At 73.1% G+C, this 23,438-nt stretch carries 22 protein-coding genes; 15 read left to right on the top strand and 7 right to left on the bottom strand.

The window, feature by feature from the left end; all coding sequences use genetic code 11:
* Positions 1-4: 4 nt before the first annotated feature.
* A complete protein-coding gene (fabI, locus tag ACQPZP_RS23730; RefSeq protein WP_433471925.1) occupies positions 5-793 on the top strand; it encodes an enoyl-ACP reductase FabI in 789 nt (262 codons plus the stop codon).
* Positions 794-820: 27 nt separating this feature from the next.
* Here the strand turns inward: fabI and ACQPZP_RS23725 are convergent, their stop codons facing one another.
* The 3 genes from ACQPZP_RS23725 to ACQPZP_RS23715 all read right to left on the bottom strand — a co-directional run bounded on the left by ACQPZP_RS23725 (position 821) and on the right by ACQPZP_RS23715 (position 4,569).
* Entirely contained in the window at positions 821-1,453 is a 633-nt protein-coding gene (locus ACQPZP_RS23725) for a hypothetical protein (RefSeq protein WP_433471924.1), read from the bottom strand.
* A 107-nt stretch (positions 1,454-1,560) separates the two neighbouring features.
* Positions 1,561-3,465 carry a helix-hairpin-helix domain-containing protein gene (locus ACQPZP_RS23720; protein ID WP_433471923.1) on the bottom strand — a complete coding sequence of 635 codons (1,905 nt, stop codon included), beginning with the start codon at positions 3,463-3,465 and terminating at the stop codon, positions 1,561-1,563.
* A 144-nt stretch (positions 3,466-3,609) separates the two neighbouring features.
* Entirely contained in the window at positions 3,610-4,569 is a 960-nt protein-coding gene (locus ACQPZP_RS23715; RefSeq protein ID WP_433471922.1) for an aldo/keto reductase, read from the bottom strand.
* A 130-nt stretch (positions 4,570-4,699) separates the two neighbouring features.
* Between ACQPZP_RS23715 and ACQPZP_RS23710 the strand changes: the two genes are divergently transcribed.
* Positions 4,700-5,332, top strand: a complete 633-nt coding sequence (locus ACQPZP_RS23710; protein WP_433471921.1) for a hypothetical protein — start codon at positions 4,700-4,702, stop codon at positions 5,330-5,332.
* A 523-nt stretch (positions 5,333-5,855) separates the two neighbouring features.
* On the opposite strand, the gene corA is transcribed toward ACQPZP_RS23710, so the two are convergent.
* The gene (gene corA, locus ACQPZP_RS23705) at positions 5,856-6,827 is read right to left on the bottom strand and encodes a magnesium/cobalt transporter CorA (RefSeq protein WP_433479665.1); all 972 of its coding nucleotides are present in this window, start codon (positions 6,825-6,827) and stop codon (positions 5,856-5,858) included.
* 72 nt (positions 6,828-6,899) lie between these two features.
* On the opposite strand from corA, the gene ACQPZP_RS23700 reads away from it, so the two are divergent.
* The 7 genes from ACQPZP_RS23700 (at position 6,900) to mshC (ending at position 13,229) form a co-directional block, all read left to right on the top strand.
* Positions 6,900-7,613 carry a histidine phosphatase family protein gene (locus tag ACQPZP_RS23700; RefSeq protein ID WP_433471920.1) on the top strand — a complete coding sequence of 238 codons (714 nt, stop codon included), beginning with the start codon at positions 6,900-6,902 and terminating at the stop codon, positions 7,611-7,613.
* A 10-nt stretch (positions 7,614-7,623) separates the two neighbouring features.
* A complete protein-coding gene (locus ACQPZP_RS23695; protein WP_433471919.1) occupies positions 7,624-8,172 on the top strand; it encodes a DUF3090 domain-containing protein in 549 nt (182 codons plus the stop codon).
* A 123-nt stretch (positions 8,173-8,295) separates the two neighbouring features.
* Positions 8,296-9,087 carry an SCO1664 family protein gene (locus ACQPZP_RS23690; RefSeq protein ID WP_433471918.1) on the top strand — a complete coding sequence of 264 codons (792 nt, stop codon included), beginning with the start codon at positions 8,296-8,298 and terminating at the stop codon, positions 9,085-9,087.
* A 47-nt stretch (positions 9,088-9,134) separates the two neighbouring features.
* Entirely contained in the window at positions 9,135-9,899 is a 765-nt protein-coding gene (locus ACQPZP_RS23685; protein WP_433471917.1) for an NRDE family protein, read from the top strand.
* A 71-nt stretch (positions 9,900-9,970) separates the two neighbouring features.
* Positions 9,971-10,966 carry an ABC transporter permease gene (locus tag ACQPZP_RS23680; RefSeq protein WP_433471916.1) on the top strand — a complete coding sequence of 332 codons (996 nt, stop codon included), beginning with the start codon at positions 9,971-9,973 and terminating at the stop codon, positions 10,964-10,966.
* A 6-nt stretch (positions 10,967-10,972) separates the two neighbouring features.
* The gene (locus ACQPZP_RS23675; protein ID WP_433471915.1) at positions 10,973-11,917 is read left to right on the top strand and encodes an ABC transporter permease; all 945 of its coding nucleotides are present in this window, start codon (positions 10,973-10,975) and stop codon (positions 11,915-11,917) included.
* Positions 11,918-11,999: 82 nt separating this feature from the next.
* A complete protein-coding gene (gene mshC / locus ACQPZP_RS23670) occupies positions 12,000-13,229 on the top strand; it encodes a cysteine--1-D-myo-inosityl 2-amino-2-deoxy-alpha-D-glucopyranoside ligase (protein WP_433471914.1) in 1,230 nt (409 codons plus the stop codon).
* A 21-nt stretch (positions 13,230-13,250) separates the two neighbouring features.
* Here the strand turns inward: mshC and ACQPZP_RS23665 are convergent, their stop codons facing one another.
* The 3 genes from ACQPZP_RS23665 to ACQPZP_RS23655 all read right to left on the bottom strand — a co-directional run bounded on the left by ACQPZP_RS23665 (position 13,251) and on the right by ACQPZP_RS23655 (position 16,475).
* Positions 13,251-14,789, bottom strand: a complete 1,539-nt coding sequence (locus tag ACQPZP_RS23665; protein WP_433471913.1) for a serine/threonine-protein kinase — start codon at positions 14,787-14,789, stop codon at positions 13,251-13,253.
* Positions 14,790-14,953: 164 nt separating this feature from the next.
* Positions 14,954-15,796 carry a PAC2 family protein gene (locus ACQPZP_RS23660; protein ID WP_433461455.1) on the bottom strand — a complete coding sequence of 281 codons (843 nt, stop codon included), beginning with the start codon at positions 15,794-15,796 and terminating at the stop codon, positions 14,954-14,956.
* A gap of 217 nt (positions 15,797-16,013) precedes the next feature.
* Positions 16,014-16,475 (bottom strand): universal stress protein, encoded by a 462-nt coding sequence (locus ACQPZP_RS23655; RefSeq protein ID WP_433461454.1) that lies wholly within the window; start codon positions 16,473-16,475, stop codon positions 16,014-16,016.
* A 182-nt stretch (positions 16,476-16,657) separates the two neighbouring features.
* Between ACQPZP_RS23655 and ACQPZP_RS23650 the strand changes: the two genes are divergently transcribed.
* The 6 genes from ACQPZP_RS23650 to ACQPZP_RS23625 all read left to right on the top strand — a co-directional run bounded on the left by ACQPZP_RS23650 (position 16,658) and on the right by ACQPZP_RS23625 (position 23,415).
* Positions 16,658-17,314 carry an HAD family hydrolase gene (locus ACQPZP_RS23650; protein ID WP_433471912.1) on the top strand — a complete coding sequence of 219 codons (657 nt, stop codon included), beginning with the start codon at positions 16,658-16,660 and terminating at the stop codon, positions 17,312-17,314.
* A gap of 198 nt (positions 17,315-17,512) precedes the next feature.
* A complete protein-coding gene (locus ACQPZP_RS23645; protein WP_433471911.1) occupies positions 17,513-17,956 on the top strand; it encodes a hypothetical protein in 444 nt (147 codons plus the stop codon).
* A gap of 472 nt (positions 17,957-18,428) precedes the next feature.
* A complete protein-coding gene (locus tag ACQPZP_RS23640) occupies positions 18,429-19,421 on the top strand; it encodes an ABC transporter permease (protein ID WP_433471910.1) in 993 nt (330 codons plus the stop codon).
* Positions 19,422-19,465: 44 nt separating this feature from the next.
* Positions 19,466-21,229: an ABC transporter substrate-binding protein gene (locus tag ACQPZP_RS23635; protein ID WP_433471909.1), complete on the top strand. Its 1,764-nt coding sequence runs from the start codon at positions 19,466-19,468 to the stop codon at positions 21,227-21,229.
* A 105-nt stretch (positions 21,230-21,334) separates the two neighbouring features.
* Positions 21,335-22,348, top strand: a complete 1,014-nt coding sequence (locus ACQPZP_RS23630; protein ID WP_433471908.1) for an ABC transporter permease — start codon at positions 21,335-21,337, stop codon at positions 22,346-22,348.
* The gene (locus ACQPZP_RS23625; RefSeq protein ID WP_433471907.1) at positions 22,348-23,415 is read left to right on the top strand and encodes an ABC transporter ATP-binding protein; all 1,068 of its coding nucleotides are present in this window, start codon (positions 22,348-22,350) and stop codon (positions 23,413-23,415) included. Before ACQPZP_RS23630 ends, ACQPZP_RS23625 begins: the two co-directional genes overlap by 1 nt.
* The last annotated feature ends 23 nt before the right edge of the window (positions 23,416-23,438 follow it).

Here is a 23,438-nt window from a genome sequence, read left to right as displayed (position 1 = left end):
GGTCATGGGAATCCTCGAAGGCAAGCGCATCCTGGTCACCGGCGTTCTCACCGACGCCTCCATCGGCTTCCACATCGCGCGGATCGCGCAGGAGCAGGGCGCCGAGGTGGCGCTGACCGCCTACCCGCGGCCGACGCTCACGCAGCGGACCGCCAAGCGGCTCCCGTCCGGCCCGGACTCGCCGCCCCCGGTGATCGAGCTGGACGTGACGAACGCCGAGCAGCTCGACGCGCTCGCGGGGAACCTGCGCGACCACGGCTTCGACCACCTGGACGGCGTCGTCCACGCGATCGCGTTCGCGCCGCAGACCGCGCTCGGCGGCACCTTCCTGGAGACGCCGTGGGAGGACGTGGCGACCGCGGTGCACGCCTCCACGTACTCGCTGAAGTCGCTGACGATGGCGTGCCTGCCGCTGATGAAGGACGGCGGCTCGGTCGTCGGGCTGGACTTCGACGCCAGCAAGGCGTGGCCGGTGTACGACTGGATGGGCGTGGCGAAGGCCGGCCTGGAGTCGTGCGCCCGCTACCTGGCCAAGTACCTGGGCCCGCAGGGCATCCGGGTGAACCTGGTCGCCGCGGGCCCGCTCGCCACGATGGCGGCCAAGAGCATCCCCGGGTTCGAGGGCATGACCGACATGTGGCCGCAGGCGGCGCCGCTCGGCTGGGACATCAAGGACAGCGAGCCCACCGCCCGCGCGTGCGCGGCCCTGCTGTCGGACTTCTTCCCCGCGACGACGGGCGAGATCGTCCACGTCGACGGCGGCCTGCACTCCATCGGCGCCCCGTCGGCGTGAGCGCCGCCTGAACGAGCGCCGCGCCGCTCAGCGGGCGGCGCGGCGGCGGCGCAGGGCGCGGCCCGCGACGCTGATGTTGAGGGAGCCGACCGCTCCGGCGGCGCCCGCCGCGGCGGCGACCAGGAGCATCTGGCCGTCGTCGCGCCCGGAGGCGGCGACGGGGGAGATCAGGCGTGTCTGCGGCATGGCGGCCGTTCCGCCGGCCGGGTACCGGTAGGCGTTCGGGTCCGCGGCGATCTCGGGCAGGACGCCGGGCACCCCGGGCGCCGTGGACGGGGTCTGCCCGGAGTACGGCTCGAACCCTCCGGGCCCCGTCATGGTGGACGGCCCTGACGGGCTCGCCGCCCGGCCGCGGCCCGGCGACGACGACGGCTTGCGCGGAGCCTTGGCGGGCGCCTTGTGGGGCTTCTTGACGGAGGGCTTCTCCGGTTTGGGTTTCGCCGTCTTCGGCGGGGTGGGCTTCGGCGCCGGGCTCTTCGGGGTGAGGGCGTCGCGGAGGTTGCCGAGGTTGCACTTCCAGTTCTCGATGGTGCTCTCGGGGTCGACGCCCTTCTTGCACGTCTCCGCCGCGTCGGCCGCCGGGGCGGCGAGGACGAGGACCAGCGCCCCCGCCGAGACCGCCGCCGACGCCGTTCCGAGCCGCCTGAGCCGCTGGGGCATGTCGCTCCTCCACCCGCACCGATGCCGTCCCTGACCCTGTTGACATCGTGTCCCATACGGGGTGGTCCGTAAACCGCGGCACAAGGGTTTCTTTACCCGTCAGTACGTCACTGGATCACCAGCCGTGCCAGCCTGGTGCGCCGGGCGGGCGCCCCGTTCTCGCGGACGGCCCTGGCCAGCGCGGGTCCGGCGGCCTGGACGACGGACAGATGCCGGCGCGCCAGCCCGAACGCGGTGGCCACCAGCGGCCGCGACAGCCCGTCCGCGGACATGACCGCGACGACGGCGGGGCGCCGCGTCCCGCGCGCCAGCGCGACCGGCACGGCCCAGCCGTGCCGCAGCCGGGACGCGTCCGCCGGGGCGACCACCGCGGCGCCGCCGGGGAACTCGATCTCCAGCCCGTGCGGGCCGCCGCCGGTCACCACGCCGGTCTCGCCGAGCGGAGCGTGCGGGAGCGGCGCGGCGACGACCACCCGGTCGCCGGGGTCCATCCCGCCCAGCTTGCCGGGGCCAGGGTTCAGGCGGGCCTTGAGCGCGGCGTTGAGCGCGGCGGCGCCCGCCTCGCCGCCCGCGGCCGGCGCGACGGCCTGGACGTCCTCGGCCGGGATCCCGAGCGCCCGGGGGATCGAGTCGGTGACGAGCTGGACGGCCCGGTGCACCGCCTCGCCGGGGCTCTCGGCGGGCACGATGACGACCTCGCGCCCGGGCGCGTCGACGGCTTTGAGGTCGCCGCCGCGCACGGCCGCGGTCAGCGCGCCGAGGGGGCCGGACGGCGGCCCGGCGTCCAGTGCCACGACGGGCACGGTCTCCGACGCCTCCAGGTCGTCCAGCGGCCGGCCCGGCCCGGCGGGCGGCGCGGCGCCCGGCTCGGCGCACAGCACCAGGTGGGCGCCGTCCGGGCACGCCTCGGCGAGCACCGCGCACAGTTCGACGTCGAGCGCGGAGCCGTCCGCCACGATGACAAGGTCGAGGTCGAAGGGACGCTGCTCGCCGCGCCGGTAGACCACGGCGCCGGGCGCGTCCGGTGCGTCCTCGTGCGGCTCCAGCAGCCTGTGCAGGCTTGAGACGGTGACGCCGTCCGCGTCCCCGGCGAGACCGGCGGCGAGGTCGGCGGCGGCGCGGTCGGTGGGCGCGGCGACGGCGGTCCGGACGCCCTGCGACGCGGCGGCGGCCGCGATGCCGGTGACCGCGCGCGCCAGGTCGTCCGGCGTCCCCCGCAGGATGCTCACGCCGGTGCGGAGCGCGGCGGTGAGCGCGAGGGACCGGTCCTCGGGCAGCCCGTCGCGCAGGCCCTTCACTGCGGCGTCGTCCAGGAGCGGCGCCGCCGTGAGCGTCAGCCGCTGGAGGCCCTCGGCCGCGGCCTCCTCGGCGAGCGCCCACCGCGCCGGGCCGAGCGTCTCCTCCGGCTCCGGCCGCTCGGCGTCCTCCTCGAAGGACTCCTCGTCGAACGCGGGCTCCTCGGTGAGCGACAGGACCTCCGCCTCGTCCAGCGCCGCCTCGATCGCGCCGCGCGGGTCGGGGAACCGCGCGCGTTCCAGCGCGGACAGCACCTCGGCGGCGGGCGTCACCGTGTGGCCGGCGCGGGCCGCCTCGGTCAGCAGGTGCAGGACGAGCGCGCCGCCGCGCCGGGGGTCGCCGGGCCCGGCGCCGTCGCCGAGGAGGGCGCGGGCGAAGTGGTCTGCCTGGCCGGGCTGGACGCCTGGGACGCGCAGCAGCCGCCACGGGTCGGCGCGCAGCAGCCCGGCGGCGCCGGGTCCGAGCCCACGGGCGGCCCGCGGGGCGAGCGCGGCGGGGACGCCCGTCTCGGTGAAGAGCGCGGTGAGCGCCTCCAGGTTCTCCTGCGGGGTCCGGTCCTCGCCGGGCGGCGGGGCCGGCGCGGGGTCGCGGGCTTCGCCGTCCGGGCGGGGCCGGTCGTCGAGCGCCTGCGCGGCGGCCTCGGCGGCGCGCATGGCCTCCGCGGCGCGCGCCGCCCGCTCGGCGGGGGAGGGGGTCTCGTCAGGGGTGTCGGTCACGGGCTTCCCGTCGCGGCTGATCACGGTTGGCGGTGGACCGTCCCGAGGTTGCCACGGACGGTCCCTGGGGTCACTTGGAACACGGCGTCACTTGGAACACGGCGTCGCCTACTACACCGGGCACTGCGAAGACGCGGTCTCCGATCACAGGTGGGAGGGTGTGTCGGAGAGGTCGGAGACGTCGTCCAGGGCGCGGCGGATCTCGTTCGGCAGCGTGAGGTCCTCGCTCTCCAGGATCGCGCCGAGTTGCGCCGCGGTCCGGGCGCCGACGATCGGCGCGGCGACCCCCGCGCGGTCGCGGACCCACGCGAGCGCGACCGCGAGCGGGGAGCGGCCGAGGCCCTCGGCGGCGGTCACCACCGACTCCACGATGCGGGCGCACTCCTCGTCCAGGTAGGGCTGGACGAACTCGGCGAAGTGGGGTGCCGCGGCGCGCGACCCGGCGGGGATGCCGGTGCGGTACTTGCCGGTGAGGACGCCCCGGCCGAGCGGGGACCACGGCAGCAGGCCCGCCCCGGCGTCCAGCGCGGCGGGTACGACCTCGCGCTCGATGTCGCGGCTCAGCAGCGAGTACTCCAGCTGCGCGGACACGACCGGCGCGCGGCCCGGCCAGGCCCGCTGCCACGCGGCGGCCTTGGAGACCTGCCAGCCCGCGTAGTTGGACACCCCGACGTACCGCGTCCGGCCGGTCACGACCGCCTCGTCCAGCGCCGACAGCGTCTCCTCCAGCGGCGTGGCGGGGTCGTAGACGTGCAGCTGCCACAGGTCCACGTGGTCGAGGTCCATCCGGTCGAGGGAGGCGTCCAGGGCGCGGAGCAGGTGCCTGCGGGAGCCGTCGTAGCGGCCGTTCGGCCTGATCGCGGCCTTGGTCGCGATGACGAGGCCGTCCCGGTCGACGAGTTCGCTCAGCAGCCGGCCGAGGATCCGCTCGCTGTCGCCGTCGTTGTAGACGTCGGCGGTGTCGACCAGGGTGCCCCCGGCCTCCATGAACGCGACGAGCTGCGCCGCCGCCTCGTCCGGGTCGGTGTCCTGCCCCCAGGTCATGGTGCCGAGGCCCAGCCGGGACACCAGCAGCCCGCTCCGCCCGAGGTGACGCTCCTTCATAGGCGGCCAATCTAGCGGTCCGCGCGATCCCGGCGGAAAGTGAGCATCCGTCACGTCCGGCTTCAGCCGTGCCCTTCGATCCTGGTGGGTTCCGCGGGCGCCGGGTGCCGCCGGGCTAGAGTGCGCAGCCATGGCGCCACCCCCGTTCTCGATGTACTCGCCGAAGACCCCGGACGGCGACGGCGGGCCGCCCATGGCGCCGGTGTTCGGCGCGGGCCCCGCCGACGACCCCGGCTACCTCGGCTCGCTGCGCGGCGGGACCGAGCTCGGCCGGATGCGGCTGATGATGCTGGTGCTGCTGGCCGCGCCCGTGCTCATCCTGGCGATCATGCCGCTGATCGTGGAGGACGGCCGCGGGGACGCCCCACCGTGGATCTACGCGCCGCCGGCCGCGGCCGCCCTGCTCGCGCTGCTGGCCGGGCCGCGGGCGCCGCGCCCGATGGCGCCGGGCGCGGAGCCGCCGGCGGCGGCGCTGACCGCGCTGCTGATGTTCCGGCAGGCGGTGCTGCTGCGGTTCGCGCTGGCCGAGGGCGTGATCCTGCTGGGCCTGCCCCTGGCGATGGTCGGGCACAGCGAAACGGTGTTCGTCGCCGGGTTCGTCCTCGGCTACCCGCTGCTGGTCTGGCTGGCGCTGCCCACGCGCGGCATGGTGGAGCGGGTGCGGCGCCGCCTGGAGGCGCGGGACGCCGAGTCCCACCTGTGGGCGGTCCTCCTCGCCGCACCCCCGCCCGCGGGCGCGACGCCGCCCGCCGCGGGCCGGTAGCCCCTGTCCGGTCCCGGGGCCGCGTTACAGACCGGTCACGGCCGCGCGCGTGGCGCCTCTGAGCGCTTGCCTGACGGCGCCGGATTCACACGGTCTCTTCCGGCCCGGGTTTCCCCCGGAGCTGCCCCGCCTCAGGGGCACAACTGAGAATGAAGGGTGGTAGAGCCCTAATGATTCACGCATATAACGGCTTACCGGCGACCGGAGCGCCTCAGGCGTCTCCGTTCGCCGGGTGGCCGGCGACCGTTCCCGTCACTACTGGGCCGCTTCCGAGCTTCCCTTGTGCCGGGTGGCCGGTGACCGCTCCCATCACCACCGGAGCGCCGCCGATCGTCCAGGCGTGCGACAAGCCTGGGCACCTGCAGACGACATGCATGTTCTGCCAGACGTCGTACTGCACGGTATGCGAGAGTCACAGCTGCTAGTCCCGATCGCTCCCATGCCCCGCGTGGCATGGCCGGTCAGCAGCTAATCTACATACCGGCCCCTCGGCGCACGCGCCGAGGGGCCGGTCCTCTCCGGCTCAGAGCCAGCCGCTCTTGCGGAGGCGGCGGAACAGCAGGACGCAGATGACGGCCATCACGGCGATGACCAGCGGGTATCCGACGGCCCAGTGCAGTTCGGGCATGTGGTCGAAGTTCATGCCGTAGATCCCGGCGATCGCGGTCGGCACCGCGATGATCGCGGCCCACGCGGAGATCTTGCGCATGTCCTCGTTCTGCTGCTTGCCGAGCAGCGCCAGGTGCGCGGTCAGCACGCTGTTGAGCAGCTCGTTGTGCGCGTCGACCTGCGAGTCGACGCGCAGCAGGTGGTCCAGGACGTCGCGGAAGTACTCCCGGGTGCTGCCGCACTCGGCGACCCGGCCCTTCACGATCTCCTGCAGGACGGGGATCAGCGGGTCCTCGGCGCCGCGGAACTCCAGCACCTCCCGCTTGAGGTTGTAGATGTCGGCGGTGACGTCCCGCGCGCCCGGGTCGAACACGGCCCGCTCCAGCCCGATGATGTCGACCTCGACCTCGTGGGCGACGAGCCCGTAGCGGTCGACGACCTCGTCGCACACCGCGTAAAGGACGGCGGTGGCGCCGTGCTTGAGCAGCTCCGGGCTGTCCTCCAGCCGCTTGCGGACGAGGCCGAGCGGGTTCCCGGCGCCGTGCCGGACGGTGACGACGAAGTCGCGGCCGAGGAACACCATGATCTCGCCGACCTCGATGTCGGACGTCTCGTCGATGTACGCGAGCGTCTTCAGTACGACGAACAGCGTGTCGTCGTAGCGCTCCATCTTGGGCCGCTGGTGCGCGGTGACCGCGTCCTCGGAGGCGAGCGGATGCAGCATCAGCTCGTCCTTGACCAGCTCGAACTCGTCCTCGTCGGGCTCGAACAGGCCGATCCAGAGGAAGCAGTCGCCGTCCGCGCGGGCGGCGTCGAAGGCGTCGCTGATGTCGCCGTCGATGTCGTGGCGCCTGCCGCCCGCGTAGATGGCCTTGTCGACGATCACAGTGTGCATTGTTCCGCATTCGGACACCTGCCCGTGCCGCCCGGCCGGGATGATCTCCTAGAGTGAGCCGGTGTGACGACGCTTCTCCTGGTCCGGCACGGCCTGACCGCGATGACCGGCCCGGTGCTGGCCGGATGGACGCCCGGCGTCCGCCTGGACGACCGGGGCCGCGCGCAGGTCACCGCCCTCGCCGCCCGCCTGGCGCCGCTTCCGCTGGCCGCCGTCGTGTCCAGCCCCCTGGAACGCTGCGCCGAGACGGCCGAGGCCATCGCCGCCGGGCACGCCGGGCCGGTCGGGAAGATCGAGACGGACGAGCGGTTCGGCGAGGTCCGCTACGGCGACTGGACGGGCCGGCCCCTGAAGGAGCTGGCCGAGGAGCCGCTCTGGCGGGTCGTCCAGGCCCACCCGTCCGCCGCGCGGTTCCCCGGGGAGGCCGGCGAGTCCCTGGCCGGCGCGCAGCACCGCGCCGTCACGGCCGTCCGCGACTGGAACGCGCGGATCGCGGCCGAGCACGGCCCGGACGCCCTCTACCTCGTGTGCAGCCACGGCGACATCATCAAGTCGGTCGTCGCCGACGCCCTCGGCCTGCACCTGGACCAGTTCCAGCGCATCCAGGCCGACCCGGCGTCCCTCACCGTCATCCGGTACACCGAAACGCGCCCGTTCGTCGTCCGGGTCAACGACACCGGAGGCGATGTCGCCGGGCTCGTTCCCGAACCGCGGGAGGAAGGTTCCGGGAAAGACGGACTCGGGCCGGGCGACGCGGTCGTCGGCGGCGGCGCGTAGGGTCGGTGTCATGCCCGTCATCTCCTACGACCTGCCGGAGCGGTTCGTCGCCGGCGCCGTCGGGCGGCCAGGCGACCGCGCCTTCTTCCTGCAGGCGCGCTCGGGCCGCCGCGTCACCAGCGTCGGCCTGGAGAAGTTCCAGGTGACGCTGCTGGCCGAGCGGCTGGAGGAACTGCTGGACGAGGTGCTGCGGCGCGCCGGCGGGGAGTCCGCCGTCCCCGCGGCCGCCCCGTCCGATCTCCAGGACGACGGTCCCCTCGACCAGCCCGTCGAGGAGGAGTTCAAGGTCGGCACGATGGCGCTCGCGTGGGATCCCGACGACGAGCAGGTCGTGATCGAGGCGCAGGAGGTCACCGAGTCCGAGGAGGACACCGAGGTCGGCGAGGACGATCCCGCCATCGCGGTGCTGCGGGTGCGGATCAGCCCGGCGCAGGCCCGCGCCTTCGCCGAGCGCGCGCTGAAGGTCGTCGCGGCCGGGCGCCCCCCGTGCCCGCTGTGCGGCCTGCCCCTCGACAGCGAGGGGCACGTGTGCCCCCGCCAGAACGGATACCTCGGCTGAGATGACATCCCTGCGAACGGACCGCGCCCGGACGCCCGTGTGCCGCCGTCCCGCCGGGCCCCGCGCGGCGGAAACAGGCCCGCCGTGCTGGATCATGGACGACGCGGCCGGGAGAATGAACGCATGACGCAGTCCTCCCGGGACCGGGCACCCGCCGGCGACGTCGCCGGGCGGGGCGGGCCCGCCGGCCCGGTGTCCCCGCGCGACGTCGCCGCCGCCGAGGGGCTGCTGTCGGCGGGGCGCCTCGCCGTGGAGGGCCGCCTCGTCCAGGCGTCCAACGCCACGCTGTACTGCTCGATCGAGCACGACGGGCTGTCGGCCAACTGCGTCTACAAGCCCGTCGCGGGGGAGCGGCCCCTGTGGGACTTCCCCGACGGCACCCTCGCCGAGCGGGAGGTCGCCGCCTACGAGGTCTCCAAGGCGATGGGCTGGGGCACCGTCCCGCCGACCGTGCACCGCGACGGCCCCTACGGGCCCGGCATGGTGCAGCTGTGGGTGGAGCCCGACCCCGACGTCGACCTCGTGTCGCTGTCGCGGTCCGACGACGAGGCGATCCGCCGCATGTCCGTCTTCGACGCCGTCGTCAACAACGCCGACCGCAAGATCGGCCACCTGCTGCCGCCCGGCGACGGCCACGTGTACGGCTGCGACCACGGCGTCTGCTTCTCCGTCGACTACAAGCTGCGCACGGTGCTGTGGCAGTGGCGCGGCAAGCCCCTCACCCCCGAGGCCCTCGACGCCCTCGGCCGGGTCGACGCCGGGCTGCGCGGCGGCGGCCTCGGCGCGCGGCTCGCCGAGCTGCTCACCGCCGACGAGGTCGACGCCACCCGCCGCCGCGTCGAGCTGATGCTGAAGCACCGCATCCACCCCTATCCGCCCGAGGACTGGCCCGCCATCCCCTGGCCGCCGCTGTAGCCCGCCCCGGCCTGTGCGGGATTTTGGGGGAATGCTCCAATTGGGGCATGTGCACTGCGATCATCAGTGTCGATCCCTCCTCCCCGGTCCCGGTCCTGCTCGTGGGCGTCCGGGACGAGTTCGTCGCCCGCGACTGGGAGCCGCCCGGGCGGCACTGGCCGGACCGGCCCGGCCTCGTCGGCGGCCGTGACCTGCGGGCGGGCGGCACGTGGCTGGCGGTGGAGCCGGACGCGCCGCGCGTCGCGGTCGTGCTGAACGGCCGCGGCCGGATGGCGCCCGAGGCGGGCCGCGCGACGCGCGGGGAGCTGCCGCTGCGCGCCGCCGCCGACGGCAAGCTCGGCGACCCGGACCTCGCCGCCTTCGACCCCTTCCACCTCGTCCTCGCCGAACCCGACCGGGTGCGCCTGTGGAGCTGGGACGGCACGGCGCTCGGCGAACGCGGCCTCGGCCCCGGCCTCCACCTCATCGTCAACAGCGGCCTGGAGGGCGAGGGCCAGCTGGAAGGGGAGACCGAGGACGCCTACATGGCGGCGCGGCTCGCGCACTTCCGGCCACGTCTGGCCACGGCGCCCCGCCCCGAGCCCGGCCCGGACGAACCCGTGGAAAAGGCATGGGGCGCGTGGCTGCCGCTGGTGAACGGCGACGGGCTGCCCCGCGCCGACCACCGCGCCCTGCTTCCCCTGCTCGACCTGGGCGACGGCCGCGTCTGGGGCACCACCTCGGTCAGCCTCGTCGCGCTCGGCGGGGCCGGCGTCCGGTACGACTTCTCCGCCGCCCCCGGCGACGGCGCCGCCTGGTCCCGCGTGCGGTAAGGACACGGTGACCCGTCCGGTCGGCGGCTACGCCTGCGATCGATGACCCTGGGTGCTAGTTTGGCTACTTAATGCGATCTTCGTCGGAGGCGGCGCCGAGGAGCCGCCAGGCCGAGACCGGAACCCGGAGGCCGCGGGAGACCGCGGACGGCGCCGCGCCGGTGGAGTGCCGCACCCCGTTCCAGCTCGCGTGCGGCCGGTTCCGCCGCGACCGGCTCGCGGTCGCGGCCCTCGCCGTCCTGGCGCTGATCGTGGCGTTCGCGGCGCTGGCGCCGCTGTGGGCGCAGCTGACCGGCCACCCCTACGACGCGACGTTCCCGCGGACGGGCCTGGACGCCGGCGGGCAGCCCCGCGGGCCGGGCGCCCGGTTCCCGCTCGGCGCCGACCAGCTCGGCCGCGACGTCCTGGTCCGGGCCGCCTACGGCGCGCGGATCTCCCTGGCCGTCGGGGTCCTCGCGGCCCTGCTCGCCGCCGCCGCGGGCACGGCGGCCGGGACGCTCGCCGGGTTCGCGGGCGGCGCCCTGGACACGCTGCTCGCCCGGCTGATGGACACGACGCTCGCGCTGCCGTACCTGCTGGTGGCGATCACGCTGGCGACCGCGTTCCGGATCTCCTCGGTCGCCGCGAGCCTCACCCTGACGATCGTGGTGATCGCGTTCTTCCAGTTCGCGGCGTTCGGCCGGGTCATCCGCGGGCAGGTGGTCGCGCTGAAGCGCCGGGAGTTCATCGACGCGGCCCGGGCGCTCGGCTCCTCCAACGTCCGGATCATGTTCGCCGAGGTACTGCCGAACCTGGTCGCGCAGATCACCGTGCTGACCTCGCTGCTGATCCCGGCGTCGATCGTGTTCGAGGCGACGCTGTCGTTCCTCGGCGCCGGGGTCCGGCCGCCGATGCCGAGCTGGGGGTCGATGCTCGGCGAGGGCGGCGACGTGTTCCAGACCGCCTGGTGGCTGCTCGCCGTCCCGGGCGGCCTGCTGCTGCTGACCACGCTGTCGTTCAACCTGCTCGGCGACGGGATCCGCGACGCCCTGGACCCGGGCGGCGACCGCTCCGCCGGGGGGAGGTGAGCGCCCGTGGCGCGTTTCCTCCTCCGCCGGCTGCTGTACGCGGTCATCGTGCTGTGGCTGGTGTCCACGCTGGTCTTCGCGTTCCTGCACCTGTCGCCCGTCCCGGTGGAGCGGGTCATCGGCGGGCCACGCGCGACCGCCGGCACGCTGGACCAGATCCGCCGCAACCTCGGGCTCGACCTGCCCGTCCCCGTCCAGTACTGGCGGTTCGCCGAGCGGCTGCTGCGCGGCGACCTCGGCGACTCCTACGTCAACGGCACGCCCGTCACCGCCCTGATCGGCGACCGGCTCCCGGCGACGCTGTGGCTGGTGGCCGGCGCCGGTGTCCTGTGCTCCGCCGGCGGCGTCCTGCTCGGCGTGCTCAGCGCGACCAGGGCACGGTCCCTGTGGGACCGGGCCGCGACCGTTTTCGTGCTGGCCGGCCTGTCCACGCCGCCGTTCGTGATGGCGCTGGTGCTGCTCTACGTGTTCGCGACCAGGCTCGGGCAGAGCGGCGTCCACGTGTTCGAGGCGGGGCCGCCGCTGCAGGAGCACTTCCTCCGCCGGATGGTCCTGCCGTGGATCGCGCTCGCGTTCCTCATGATGGCCGCCTACACCCGCCTCACCCGGGGGGCGATGCTGGACGTGCTGGGCGAGGACTACGTGCGGACCGCGCGGGCCAAGGGCCTGCCGGAGCGCCGCGTCGTGTGCGGGCACGGGCTGCGGGCCGCGCTGGCCCCGGTCGTCACCCAGGCCGGCATCGACCTCGGCGCGCTGATCGGCTCCACGATCGTGACCGAGAAGGTGTTCGGGCTGCAGGGCGTGGGGCAGCTCGTCTACCAGTCCATCGCCCTCGGCGACACCCCGGTGATCATCGGGGTGACGCTGCTGGTGACGTTCTTCGTGGTCGCCGCGAACCTGCTGGTCGACATCGGCTACTCGGTCCTGGACCCGCGCGTCCGCCTCGCCTGACGGCCCACCCGGGCGGCCGCCCCCGGCAGATGCCATGATCTCGGATTCATGCCGCGAACTGCGCATGGATAAGCTTTCGGGTATGCGATCGTGGCCCGCCCCCGAAGTCCCCCGCCTGTCCGACGCGGGACTGCCCGCCGCGGCACGGCCGCTGAGCCTGCACGACACGGGGACGGGGGAGACGCGTCCCACGACCCCCGGCGAAACCGCCCGGATGTACGTGTGCGGGATCACCCCCTACGACGCGACCCACCTCGGCCACGCCAACACCTACCTGGCGTTCGACCTCGTCAACCGGGTCTGGCAGGACCTCGGCCACCGGGTGCACTACGTCCAGAACGCCACCGACGTCGACGACCCGCTCCTGGAACGTGCCCAGCAGACCGGGGAGGACTGGCGGGAGCTGGCCGACCGGGAGATCCAGCTGTTCCGCGACGACATGACCGCGCTGCGGGTCCTGCCGCCCGACCAGTACATCGGCGCGGTCGAGGCGATCCCGCTGATCGTGGAGATGATCGAGAAGCTGCGCGGCCGGGACGCCACCTACGAGGTGTCCGGCGACGTCTACTTCCCGATCGCCGCCGACCCGGCGTTCGGGCAGGTCAGCGGGCTGCCGCGGGACGAGATGACGGCGCTGTCGGCCGAGCGCGGCGGCGACCCCGGCCGGCCCGGCAAACGCGACCCGCTGGACGCCCTGCTCTGGATGGCGAAACGCCCCGGCGAGCCCGGCTGGGAGTCCCCGTTCGGGGAGGGCCGCCCCGGCTGGCACGTCGAGTGCTCCGCGATCTCCGTCGAGTACCTCGGCATGGCGTTCGACGTCGAGGGCGGCGGCTCCGACCTGGCGTTCCCGCACCACGAGATGGGCGCCTCCCACGCTCAGGTCGCCACGGGGGAGCGGCCGCACGCACGCGCCTACGTCCACGCCGGCATGGTCGGCCTGGACGGCGAGAAGATGTCGAAGTCGCGCGGCAACCTCGTGTTCGTGTCGAAGCTGCGGCAGAGCGGCACCGACCCGATGGCGATCCGGCTGGCGCTGCTGGCCCACCACTACCGCGCCGACTGGGAGTGGACGCCCGCCGCCCTGGACGAGGCCGCCGCACGCCTCGGCCGCTGGCGCGCCGCCGTGGCCCGCCCGTCCGGGCCGCCCGCCGCACCGCTGGCCGCCGCGGTCCGCGACCACCTGGCCGGCGACCTGGACGCCCCGGCCGCGCTGGCGGCCGTCGACGCCTGGGCCGCCGCCGGCGGCGCCGACGAGGCCGCCCCGGCGCAGGCCCGTGCCATCGCCGACGCCCTCCTCGGCGTCACGCTCTGACCCTCCGCCGGCCGAGCCGGGTCACTCCAGCACGTAGCAGTCCCAGTCGGACGGGGTGCCCGCGTCGCCGTGCAGGCGCGCCTCGGCGTCCGGCCGGTACTGCGACGTGCACACCAGCGTCATCGTGATCTTGGTGTCCACGCCGATGTCGCCGCCGCGGGGGACGCAGTACCAGTCGCCGGAGCGGAACACGGCGTCGCGGTCGCGGGCCGCGCAGTACCTGCCGGGGTCGGGGGACCCGAGCACGACGGGAGTGGGCGGCGGGTCGTCCGACGTCGGCGGGCCGCCGTTCCCGCCGCCCGGCCGCGTCCCCTGGCCCGGCCCGGGACGGCCCGCCGTGCTGGTCGGCCTTCTGGAAGTACGGCCGGTGGTGGGCGACGCCGACGACGGCCCGGACGAGTGCCGCGCCGTCGTCGGAGCCGAGACCGGCCCGCCGCCCTGCGTCCCGGCCGGCCCGGACGGTCCGCCCCGATGCCGGTCCAGCAGCCCGTATCCGGCGCCGCCCGCGACCGCGGCCACGACCACCGCGGCGGCGGCCGCGGCCAGCGGCCGGCCGAGGCGCCGCCGCCCGGGGCGCCCGCCGCCGGGGCGCGGATCGGTGGCCGCGGGCGGCAGCGTGCCGGTGCCGCCCGTACCCTCGGCGGAGCCCGCCCCCGCGGCGTCCGGCACCGCGGCGTCCGGCACCACGGGCGGGGCTTCGGCCGGCGGGGTCTCGCCGGGCGGGGCCGCGGCGGGCGCGGGTTCGAAGGCGTCCTCGTGGCCGACGAGCCGCAAGAGCAGCTGCGCCGCCGTCGGCCGCCGCGCGGGGTCCTTGTCCAGGGCGGCCGCGACCAGCTCGCGCAGCTCGCCGTCCAGGTCTCCGAGGTCGGGCTCGTGGTGCAGGACGCGGTACATCACCGCCGGGATGGAGTCGGACCCGAACGGGGGCCGCCCGGTCGCCGCGAACGTCATCGTCGCGCCCCAGGCGAACACGTCCGCGCCGGCGCCGACGTCCTCCCCGGACACCTGCTCGGGCGCCATGTACGCGGGGGTGCCGACCGCGCGGCTGCTCACCGCGCTGGCGGCGTCCAGGACGCGCGACAGCCCGAAGTCGATCACGCGGGGCCCGTCGGGGCCGAGCAGCACGTTGTGCGGCTTGAGGTCGCGGTGCACGATCCCGGCGCGGTGGATGGCGGTCAGCGCGCTGGCGGTGCTGACGGCGAGCCGGTCCAGCGCGCCGCCGCCCATCGGCCCGTCCCGCGCGACGAGCCGGTTCAGCGCCTCGCCGGGGACGTACTCGCTGACCAGGTAGGGGCTGTCCCCGGCGACCTCGGCGTCCAGGAACTGGGCGGTGCAGAACCGGGCGACCTGCTTGGCGACCTCCGCCTCGCGGACGAACCGGGCCCGCGCGGTGTCGTCGTCGTCGAACTGGACCCGCAGCAGCTTGACCGCGACGCGCTCGCCGTCCGCGCCCTCGCCGAGGTAGACCGTGCCCTGCGCGCCGGACCCGAGCCGCCCGAGCAGCTCGTAGCGGCCGAGACGCACCGGATCATGGGGATGCAGGGGCTGGGCCTCCGGCAAAACCTGCGCTCCCTCACCCGTCCGGTCATCGGTCGCCGCACATCACGGTAGGCCCGCCACCCTATACAGGGCCAGGCCGCCCGAGGCCACGTCCGGGCCGCGGGCCCTTCCCCGCGCGCCGCCGCCGGAGGGGAGGCGGCGCGGTCAGGGGCGACCGGCGCCGGTCACTCCGGATCGCGGCGGCGCAGGTAGCGCTCGAACTCGCGGGCGATGGCGTCGCCGCTCGCCTCGGGCAGCTCGGTGGCGTCCTTCTGCTCCTCCAGCGTGCGGACGTACTCGGCGACCTCGGAGTCCTCCTCGGCGAGCTCGTTGACGCCGTGCTCCCAGGCGCGGGCCTCCTCGGGCAGCTCGCCGAGCGGGACGGTGACGTCCAGGAGGTCCTCGACGCGGCGCAGCAGCGCCAGGGTCGCCTTGGGGGACGGCGGCTGGGCGACGTAGTGGGGGACCGCGGCCCACAGCGAGACGGTGTCGAGGTCGGCCTTGGCGCAGGCGTCCTGGAGCACCCCGAGGATCCCGGTCGGCCCCTCGTAGCGGGCCGGCTCCAGGTGCAGGGTGCTGACGAGCCCGGCCTCGGACGCGGCGCCGGTGACGGGCACCGGGCGGGTGTGGGGGGCGTCGGCGAGCAGCGCGCCGAGCAGGACGACGTTGCGGATCTCCAGCTCCAGCATCAGCCCGACCAGCTCGCGGCAGAACGACCGCCACCGCATGTTCGGCTCGATCCCGTGCAGCAGCACGACGTCCTTGCCGTTCGGGAGCCGCGTCCAGGACACGCGGGTCGTCGGCCAGGTGATGCCGCGGGTCTCGCCGTCGGTCATCTCCACGATCGGGCGGGTGACCTGGAAGTCGTAGTAGTCGTCCGGATCGAGCTCGGCGATGGGCACCGCCTCCCAGGCGGACTCCAGATGCGCGATCACCCCGCTGGCGGCCTCACCGGCGTCGTTCCACCCCTCAAAGGCGGCCACGAGCACCGGATCGACGAGTTCCGGCACGCTTTCCAGCTCGATCACGCGCTGCCTCCTTCCGACGCCCAGGTACAGCGTCACCGACGGGGGCCGTCATTCCCGGGGCGGGGTCCCCGCTCATGATCGGTGGCTGTCAGCCTACGTCCTGACAGTGACGTACCCCACCCCTCAGGAGGCCAGACCCCGCCCTGTACGCCCGCGGCGGAACCCGGGTCACGATCAGGTCACCGGCCGCGGGGGGTAGGGGCCGGAGGACGGCGGGTCACCGGCCGCGGGGGGTGGTGTGCGCGATCAGCACGTCGCAGGGGGAGCGGTGCGACAGGTTCGCGGGCACGGACCCGAGGATGCGGCCCGCGAGGCTGTTGAGGCCGCGGTTGCCGACCACGACGAGGTCCGCGCCGCGCTCCTTGGCGATCCTGCTGATGACGTCGACGGCGTCGCCCTCGGCGGCGACGTGCTCGATGTCGGTGGCGCCGGCCGCGACGGCCCGCTCCCGCGCGGCCCGCAGCGCGTCGTCGGCGGGCGTGGACCCCTGCACCTTGTAGGCCAGGTCGCCGAGCCGGTCGGCGGCGCTCGCCCGCTCGCGCTCGGGCATCGGGCTGTAGGCGGAGGCGAGCAGGAGGGTGGCGCCCGTGGCGGCGGCCAGCTGCGCGGCCCGGTCGACCGCGCGGAACGAGGAGTCTGAACCGTCGGTGCCGACGAGGATGATGCGGTACGCGCTCATGCCGTTCCTTACCCGTTGGTAGTCACTGCTGGCACGGTATCGGCCCGGTGACCCTTCCGTCACCGTCTCTTTGCACACCCCGTCCAAGAGGGGCGGCCCTTCCAGCATGTGGACGGCCCCGGAGCCGCCTCCGGCCGCGCGGATAGGGTGGGTCTCCGCCCCTTCGCCCCGTGAGGAGAGACGTGACCCCTGGCCTCCCGCAAGCCGTGCTGTTCGACATGGACGGCCTGCTCATCGACTCCGAACGCGTCTGGCTGGAGGTCGAGTCGGAGGTCATGGCGTGGCTGGGCGGCGAGTGGAGCACCGCCCACCAGGAGCGCCTGGTCGGCGGCTCCCTCTACGTCGCCGTCGACTACATGCTGGAGCTGACCGGCGCGGACGCCCCCCGCGAGGAGGTCGGCCGGCGGATGCTGGACGGCATGGCCGAGCGGCTCAGCACCTGCGTCCCGATGATGCCGGGCGCCAAGGACCTGCTCGCCGAGGTCCGCGCGGCGGGCGTCGCCGCGGCGCTGGTGTCCTCCAGCCACCGGCGGCTGATCGAGCCGGTGCTGGACGCCGTCGGCCGCGAGCACTTCGCGCTGAGCGTCGCCGGCGACGAGGTGACCCGGACCAAGCCCGACCCCGAGCCGTACCTGACCGCCGCCGCCCGGCTCGGCGCCGACCCGGCCCGCTGCGTGGTGCTGGAGGACTCCCCGAACGGCGTCGCGGCGGCGGAGGCGGCCGGCTGCGTCACCGTCGCGGTCCCCGGCGTCCTGCCGATCCCGCCCGCGCCGGGACGCACGGTGGTCGCCTCGTTGCGCGAGGTGAACCTGGCGATGCTCGCGTCGCTGCCGGGCTGACCCGGCGGCGACCCGGCCGTCGCCGCACCGTTGCCGGGCGGTGACCCGCGGGCTGCCCCTGAGGGTTCGGCCCCTAGGGGGTGGATCACGCCGCAGGAGGAGGACGGCCCGGACGCAAACCGTCCGCCGGGAGGAGCAGGACCGGCGCCCCGCGTGTGACGATGGAGAGAGCACCACCGTACGGAGTGAGGGGCCGGCATGAGCGACGCAGCCATTTTCGCGATCAGTCTCGGGGTGACCCTGGTCGGTCTGGTGATCAGCTGGGGCGCCTACCGCCGCCGGGGAGCCGGCACGGGCATGCGCGGTGCGGCCCTGTCGCTGGTGCCGCTCGCGGCGGCGATGACCGGGGTGACGGAGTTCTTCGTCGACCTGGCGTTCAGCCCGGTGAAGTGGGCCGGCGTCGCGGTGGCGGGTCTGGCCGTCCTTCTTTACATGACGTCCGGGGCGATGCTGAGCCGCCGCGCGGGCACTGAGTCCGGCAAGTCCGGCAAGTCCGGCAAGTCTGCCGAGGGCGGCGGCGGGCGGCGGTCCGCGGGGCGCGCCGGGAAGCCGAAGGGCGCCGTGGAGGGCCCCGCGCAGCGCGGCGGCGACCCCGAGATGGCGGAGATCGAGAAGATCCTGCGCGACCGCGGCATCTCCTGAGCGGCATCTCGCCGGGCGGCGTCTCCTGAGAGCGGCGCGCGGTTCACCGTGTGCGCAGCGTGACGGCGGGCCGGGACGTATCCACCCCGATGGGGACGTCCCGGCCCGCCGTTTCTCCGCTTCCGTGCTCTGACCTGCGGAGAATCGATATCGGAACGGACTCAGTACGGTAAACTTTGCCGGTCTAGACCGGCTTTCGCTTGCCTGGCAGGTGTTACCGGAACGTACTATTCGGGCGATTTGTCCGAAGTGTTGTGTGACCGCGTGTTGCCCAGATGACGACGAGATCACAAGTCAGATACGGGTACTGGCGAAGGTCGCCTCACGGATGGAGAGTCGTGCCCGAAGGACTACGTTTCCCTTCAGCAAACGCGGCGTAACGGGCACGGGGGCAGCGGATGATCTCCGCGGCCGCCGGTCACTCGCCGGCGGCATGGCCGAACCAGTGGCCGGACGGTAGGAGGTATGGAGCGTGGCCGCACCCCTTGAGGTGACCGGGTCCGACGCCGAGGCGCAGCCGGAATCGGTGCTCGCCGGTGTCGACAGGAAGAAGATCCAGGGACGGTCCCTCGGGCAGATCGCCTGGATGCGGCTGAAGCGCGACAAGGTCGCACTCAGCGGCGCCGTCATCGTCATCGTGCTCATCCTGATCGCGATCTTCGGCCCGTTCTTCGTGCAGGACCCGCTGACCTACCACCAGAACCTGATCGACCCGACCTACAACCGGCCGAAGTCCGGGATCTGGCACTCGGGCATCAGCGGCGACCACTTGCTCGGCGTGGAGCCCGGCACCGGCCGCGACATGCTCGCCCGGATCGTGCACGGCGCCCGCATCTCGCTGCTGGTGTCGTTCCTGGCCACCCTGATGTCGGTGGTCATCGGGACGGTCGCGGGCATCATCGCCGGCTACTTCGGCGGCTGGGTCGACTACCTGATCAGCCGTGCGATGGACGCCTTCCTCGCCTTCCCGCTGCTGCTGTTCGCGATCGCTCTGGTCGGCGTCGTGTCGGACGGGGCGTTCGGGCTGAACGGCAACGGGCTGCGGATCTCGGTGCTGGTCGTGGTCATCGGGTTCTTCAACTGGCCCTACATCGGCCGCATCATCCGCGGGCAGACGCTGTCGCTGCGCGAACGCGAGTTCGTGGACGCCGCGCGCAGCATGGGGGCCCGCAGCTCCTACGTGCTGTTCAAAGAGGTCCTGCCGAACCTGGTCGCGCCGATCCTGGTCTACTCGACCCTGCTGATCCCGACGAACATCCTGTTCGAGGCGGCGCTGTCGTTCCTCGGCGTCGGCGTCATCCCGCCGACCCCGTCGTGGGGCGGCATGCTGACGCTCGCGGTGCCGATCTACTCCTCCGACCCCGCCTACATGATCATCCCCGGTATGGCGATCTTCATCACCGTCCTCGCCTTCAACCTCTTCGGTGACGGGCTGCGGGACGCTCTCGACCCTCGGGGCAAGTGACTCGGGTCCAACCGACCCGTCTATTTGAAGGGGTGCGCCTGCACATGAACAAGATGAGACCAATCGCGGTCTTCGCGGCCGGCGTGGTCGCGGCCGCGGGGCTCGCCGCCTGTGGCGGCGGTGACTCGGGCGGGTCCGGGAGCGGCCCCGGCTACAACGCCGGCAACCAGGCCCAGGTCAACAAGTCGGACAAGAAGGGCGGCACGCTCAAGTTCGCCGACTCCGACGACTGGGACTCGCCGGACCCGGGCAACACCTACTACGCGTTCTCCCAGAACTTCGCCCGCCTCTACGGCCGTGGCCTGACCACGTTCAAGGCGGCCGCGGGCAAGGAGAGCCTTGAGATCACGCCCGACCTGGCCACCGACATGGGCCAGTCCAGCGACGGCGGCAAGACCTGGACGTACAAGCTGCGCACCGGCGTCAAGTACGACGACGGCACCACGGTGACGTCCAAGGACGTGAAGTACGCGGTCGAGCGCAGCAACTTCACCAAGGAGCTGCAGCTCGGGCCGAAGTACTTCAAGCAGTACCTCGTCGACAACAAGCCCGCCTACAAGGGCCCGTACGAGGACAAGAGCGACGAGGGCCTGAAGTCGATCGAGACCCCCGACGACCAGACGATCATCTTCCACCTGAACGCGCCGTTCCAGGAGTTCGACTACCTGGTCGCGATGTCGCAGTCGATCCCGGTGCCGAAGGCCAAGGACACCGGCACCAAGTACGAGACCTCGATCGTCTCCAGCGGTCCGTACAAGATCGACAACTACACGCGCGGCAAGTCCATGTCGCTGTCGCGCAACCCGAACTGGAACCAGAGCACCGACCCGCTCCGCAAGGCTCTGCCTGACAAGATCGAAGTTCAGATCAAGCAGAACGCCGACGACATCGACCAGCGGCTGCTCGCCGGTTCGCTGGACATGGACATCGCCGGCGTCGGCGTCCAGGCGGGTACCCAGCCGAAGGTGCTGACCCCCGAGCAGAAGCCGTACGTCGACAACCCGGTCCAGGGCTTCCTGCGGTTCATGTCGCTGAACCAGCACGTCAAGCCGCTGGACAACCAGCACTGCCGCATCGCCGTGCAGTACGCGACCGACAAGGTCGCCGCGCAGACCGCCTACGGAGGCCCGCTCGCCGGCGGCGACATCGCCACCACGATCCTGCCGCCGACGGTGTCCGGGTACACCAAGTTCGACCTGTACCCGCAGAAGCAGGCGGAGGGCGGCGGCCTCGACCAGGCCACCCTGGCCAAGGCCAAGCAGGAGCTGCAGGCGTGCGGCAAGCCGAACGGCTTCTCCACCAAGATCTCGGCGCGGTCGGACCGGCCGAAGGAAGTCGCGATGGCCGAGGCGATCCAGCAGAGCCTCGCCAAGGTCGGCATCAAGGTCAGCATCGTGCAGTTCCCGGCCGGTGACTACTTCAACAAGTACGTCGGCGTGCCGAAGTACGTGCACGACCACGGCATCGGCATGATGATCATGGCGTGGGCGGCGGACTGGCCGACCGGCTACGGCTTCCTCTCGCAGATCATCCACGGTGACGCGATCAAGCCGTCCGGCGGCAACAACCTCGCCGAGATGGACGACCCCGCGGTCAACAAGGGGCTGGACGACGCGATCGCCAACCCGGACGAGGCCGCCCGCCTGAAGGCCTACGGCGAGGTCGACAAGACGGCGATGGGGACGGCCATGGAGGTCCCGCTGATCTACGCCAAGGCCCTGATGTACCGGCCGAAGCGCGTGACCAACGCCGGCATCACCTACGGCTACGGCGGAATGTACGACTACCTGAACATGGGCGTGGAGTGACACTCCGCTTCGTCCGTGCGTCCATCTGAAGGCAGGTGAAGGCGACGCCCGCCGGCCCGGCAGGGACCTACCGGTCCCGCCGGCCGGCGGGTGGGGCCGAGCAATGTGTTCGCATACATCATCCGGCGGCTCATCGGCGCCGTCATCATGTTGCTGCTGGTCAGCCTGGTGACCTTCGGCATCTTCTTCTGGCTGCCGAAGCTGGCGGGGCAGACCACCGACCAGATCGCGGCGTCCTACGTCGGCAAGGCGCCGACCGCCGAGGCCATCCAGGACACCAAGGAGCGGCTCGGCCTGGACAAGCCGGTCGTGGTGCAGTACGGCAACTACCTGAAGGCGATCGCCGTCGGCAAGGACTACAAGGCCGGCCCGGTGACCGACCACTGCCCGGCGCCGTGCCTCGGCTACTCGTTCCGCAGCAGCCAGCCGGTCCTTGAGACCCTGCTCGACCGCGCCCCCGCGACGCTGTCGCTGGCATTCGGCGCCGCGATCCTCTGGCTGGCCGGCGGCATCGCCACCGGCGTGGTGTCGGCGCTGCGAAGAGGCTCGATCTGGGACCGCGCGACGATGATCATCGCGTTGAGCGGTGTGTCGCTGCCGATCTACTTCACCGGCCTGGTCTCGCTCGCCCTGTTCTCCTACAGCCTCAAGATCTTCCCGGGCGGCGGCAGCTACACCTCCTTCACCGACAATCCGGTGAAATGGTTCGAGGCGCTGGTGCTGCCCTGGGTGACGCTCGCGTTTCTCTACGCCGCGATGTACGCGCGGCTCACGAGAGCGGGCATGCTGGAGACGATGAACGAGGACTACATCCGCACCGCCCGGGCCAAGGGGCTGCCGGAGAAGACCGTCGTCACCAGGCACGCGCTGCGCGCCTCGCTGACGCCGATCCTCACCATCTTCGGCCTCGACCTCGGGCTGCTGCTCGGCGGCGCGGTCCTGACCGAGAACACCTTCGGCATCCCGGGGCTGGGCCAGCTCGCGATCAGCTCGATCCGCGGCGGCGACCTGCCCATGGTGCTCGGCGTGACGCTGCTGACCGCGACCTCCATCGTGTTCATCAACCTGATCGTCGACATGCTGTACGCCGTCGTCGACCCGAGAGTGAGGCTTGGCTGATGACCGGCACCGCGCCCGCCGCGGACACCGCGGGCACCGGCGAGGCTCCCACCTCCTTCCTGGAGGTCCGCGACCTCAAGATCCACTTCCCGACGGACGACGGGCTGGTGAAGTCCGTCGACGGGCTGTCGTTCGCCCTGGAACGCGGCCGCACCCTCGGGATCGTGGGCGAGTCCGGCTCCGGCAAGAGCGTGACCAGCCTCGGCATCCTCGGCCTGCACAACCGGCGCAACGCCGACGTGTCCGGGGAGATCTGGCTGGACGGCAAGGAGATCGTCGGCGCCTCGCAGGGCGAGGTGCGCCGCCTCCGCGGCCGCAACATGGCGATGATCTTCCAGGATCCGCTGTCGTCGATGCATCCCTTCTACACGGTCGGCAAGCAGATCATCGAGGCCTACCGGGTGCACAACGACGTGTCCAAGGCGGTGGCCCGCAAGCACGCCATCGACATGCTGGGCAAGGTCGGCATCCCGAAGCCGGACAAGCGGGTGGACGACTACCCGCACCAGTTCTCCGGCGGCATGCGGCAGCGCGCGATGATCGCGATGGCGCTGTCGTGCGACCCGGAGCTGCTGATCGCCGACGAGCCGACGACGGCGCTGGACGTGACGGTGCAGGCGCAGATCCTGGACCTGATCCGCGACCTGCAGCAGGAGTTCAACTCCGCCGTCATCATGATCACCCACGATCTCGGGGTGGTCGCGGAGCTGTCGGACGACATCCTGGTGATGTACGCGGGCCGCGCGGTGGAGTACGCGTCGGTCGACGACGCGTTCCACCGGCCGCTGCACCCCTACACGTGGGGTCTGCTCGGGTCGATGCCGCGGCTGGACCGGGAGCGGTCGGAGCGGCTGCTGCCGATCGAGGGGTCGCCGCCGAGCCTGATCAACGTGCCGTCCGGGTGCGCGTTCCATCCGCGCTGCCCCTACAAGGACCTCAACGGCGACAAGAGCATGACCGAGCGGCCCGAGCTGGTCGAGGTCGAGCCCGGCCACAAGGCGGCGTGCCACCTCCCCCTGGAGAAGAAGCGCGAGATCTGGAACGACGAGATCCGGGCGAAGCTGTGACCAGCGAGGGTGGGAACGAGACT

This window comes from Spirillospora sp. CA-142024, from assembly GCF_050942325.1.
Classification (GTDB): domain Bacteria; phylum Actinomycetota; class Actinomycetes; order Streptosporangiales; family Streptosporangiaceae; genus Spirillospora.
Note: the sequence above shows the minus strand (reverse complement) of the source record. Positions and strands in the feature narration are given on the sequence as shown.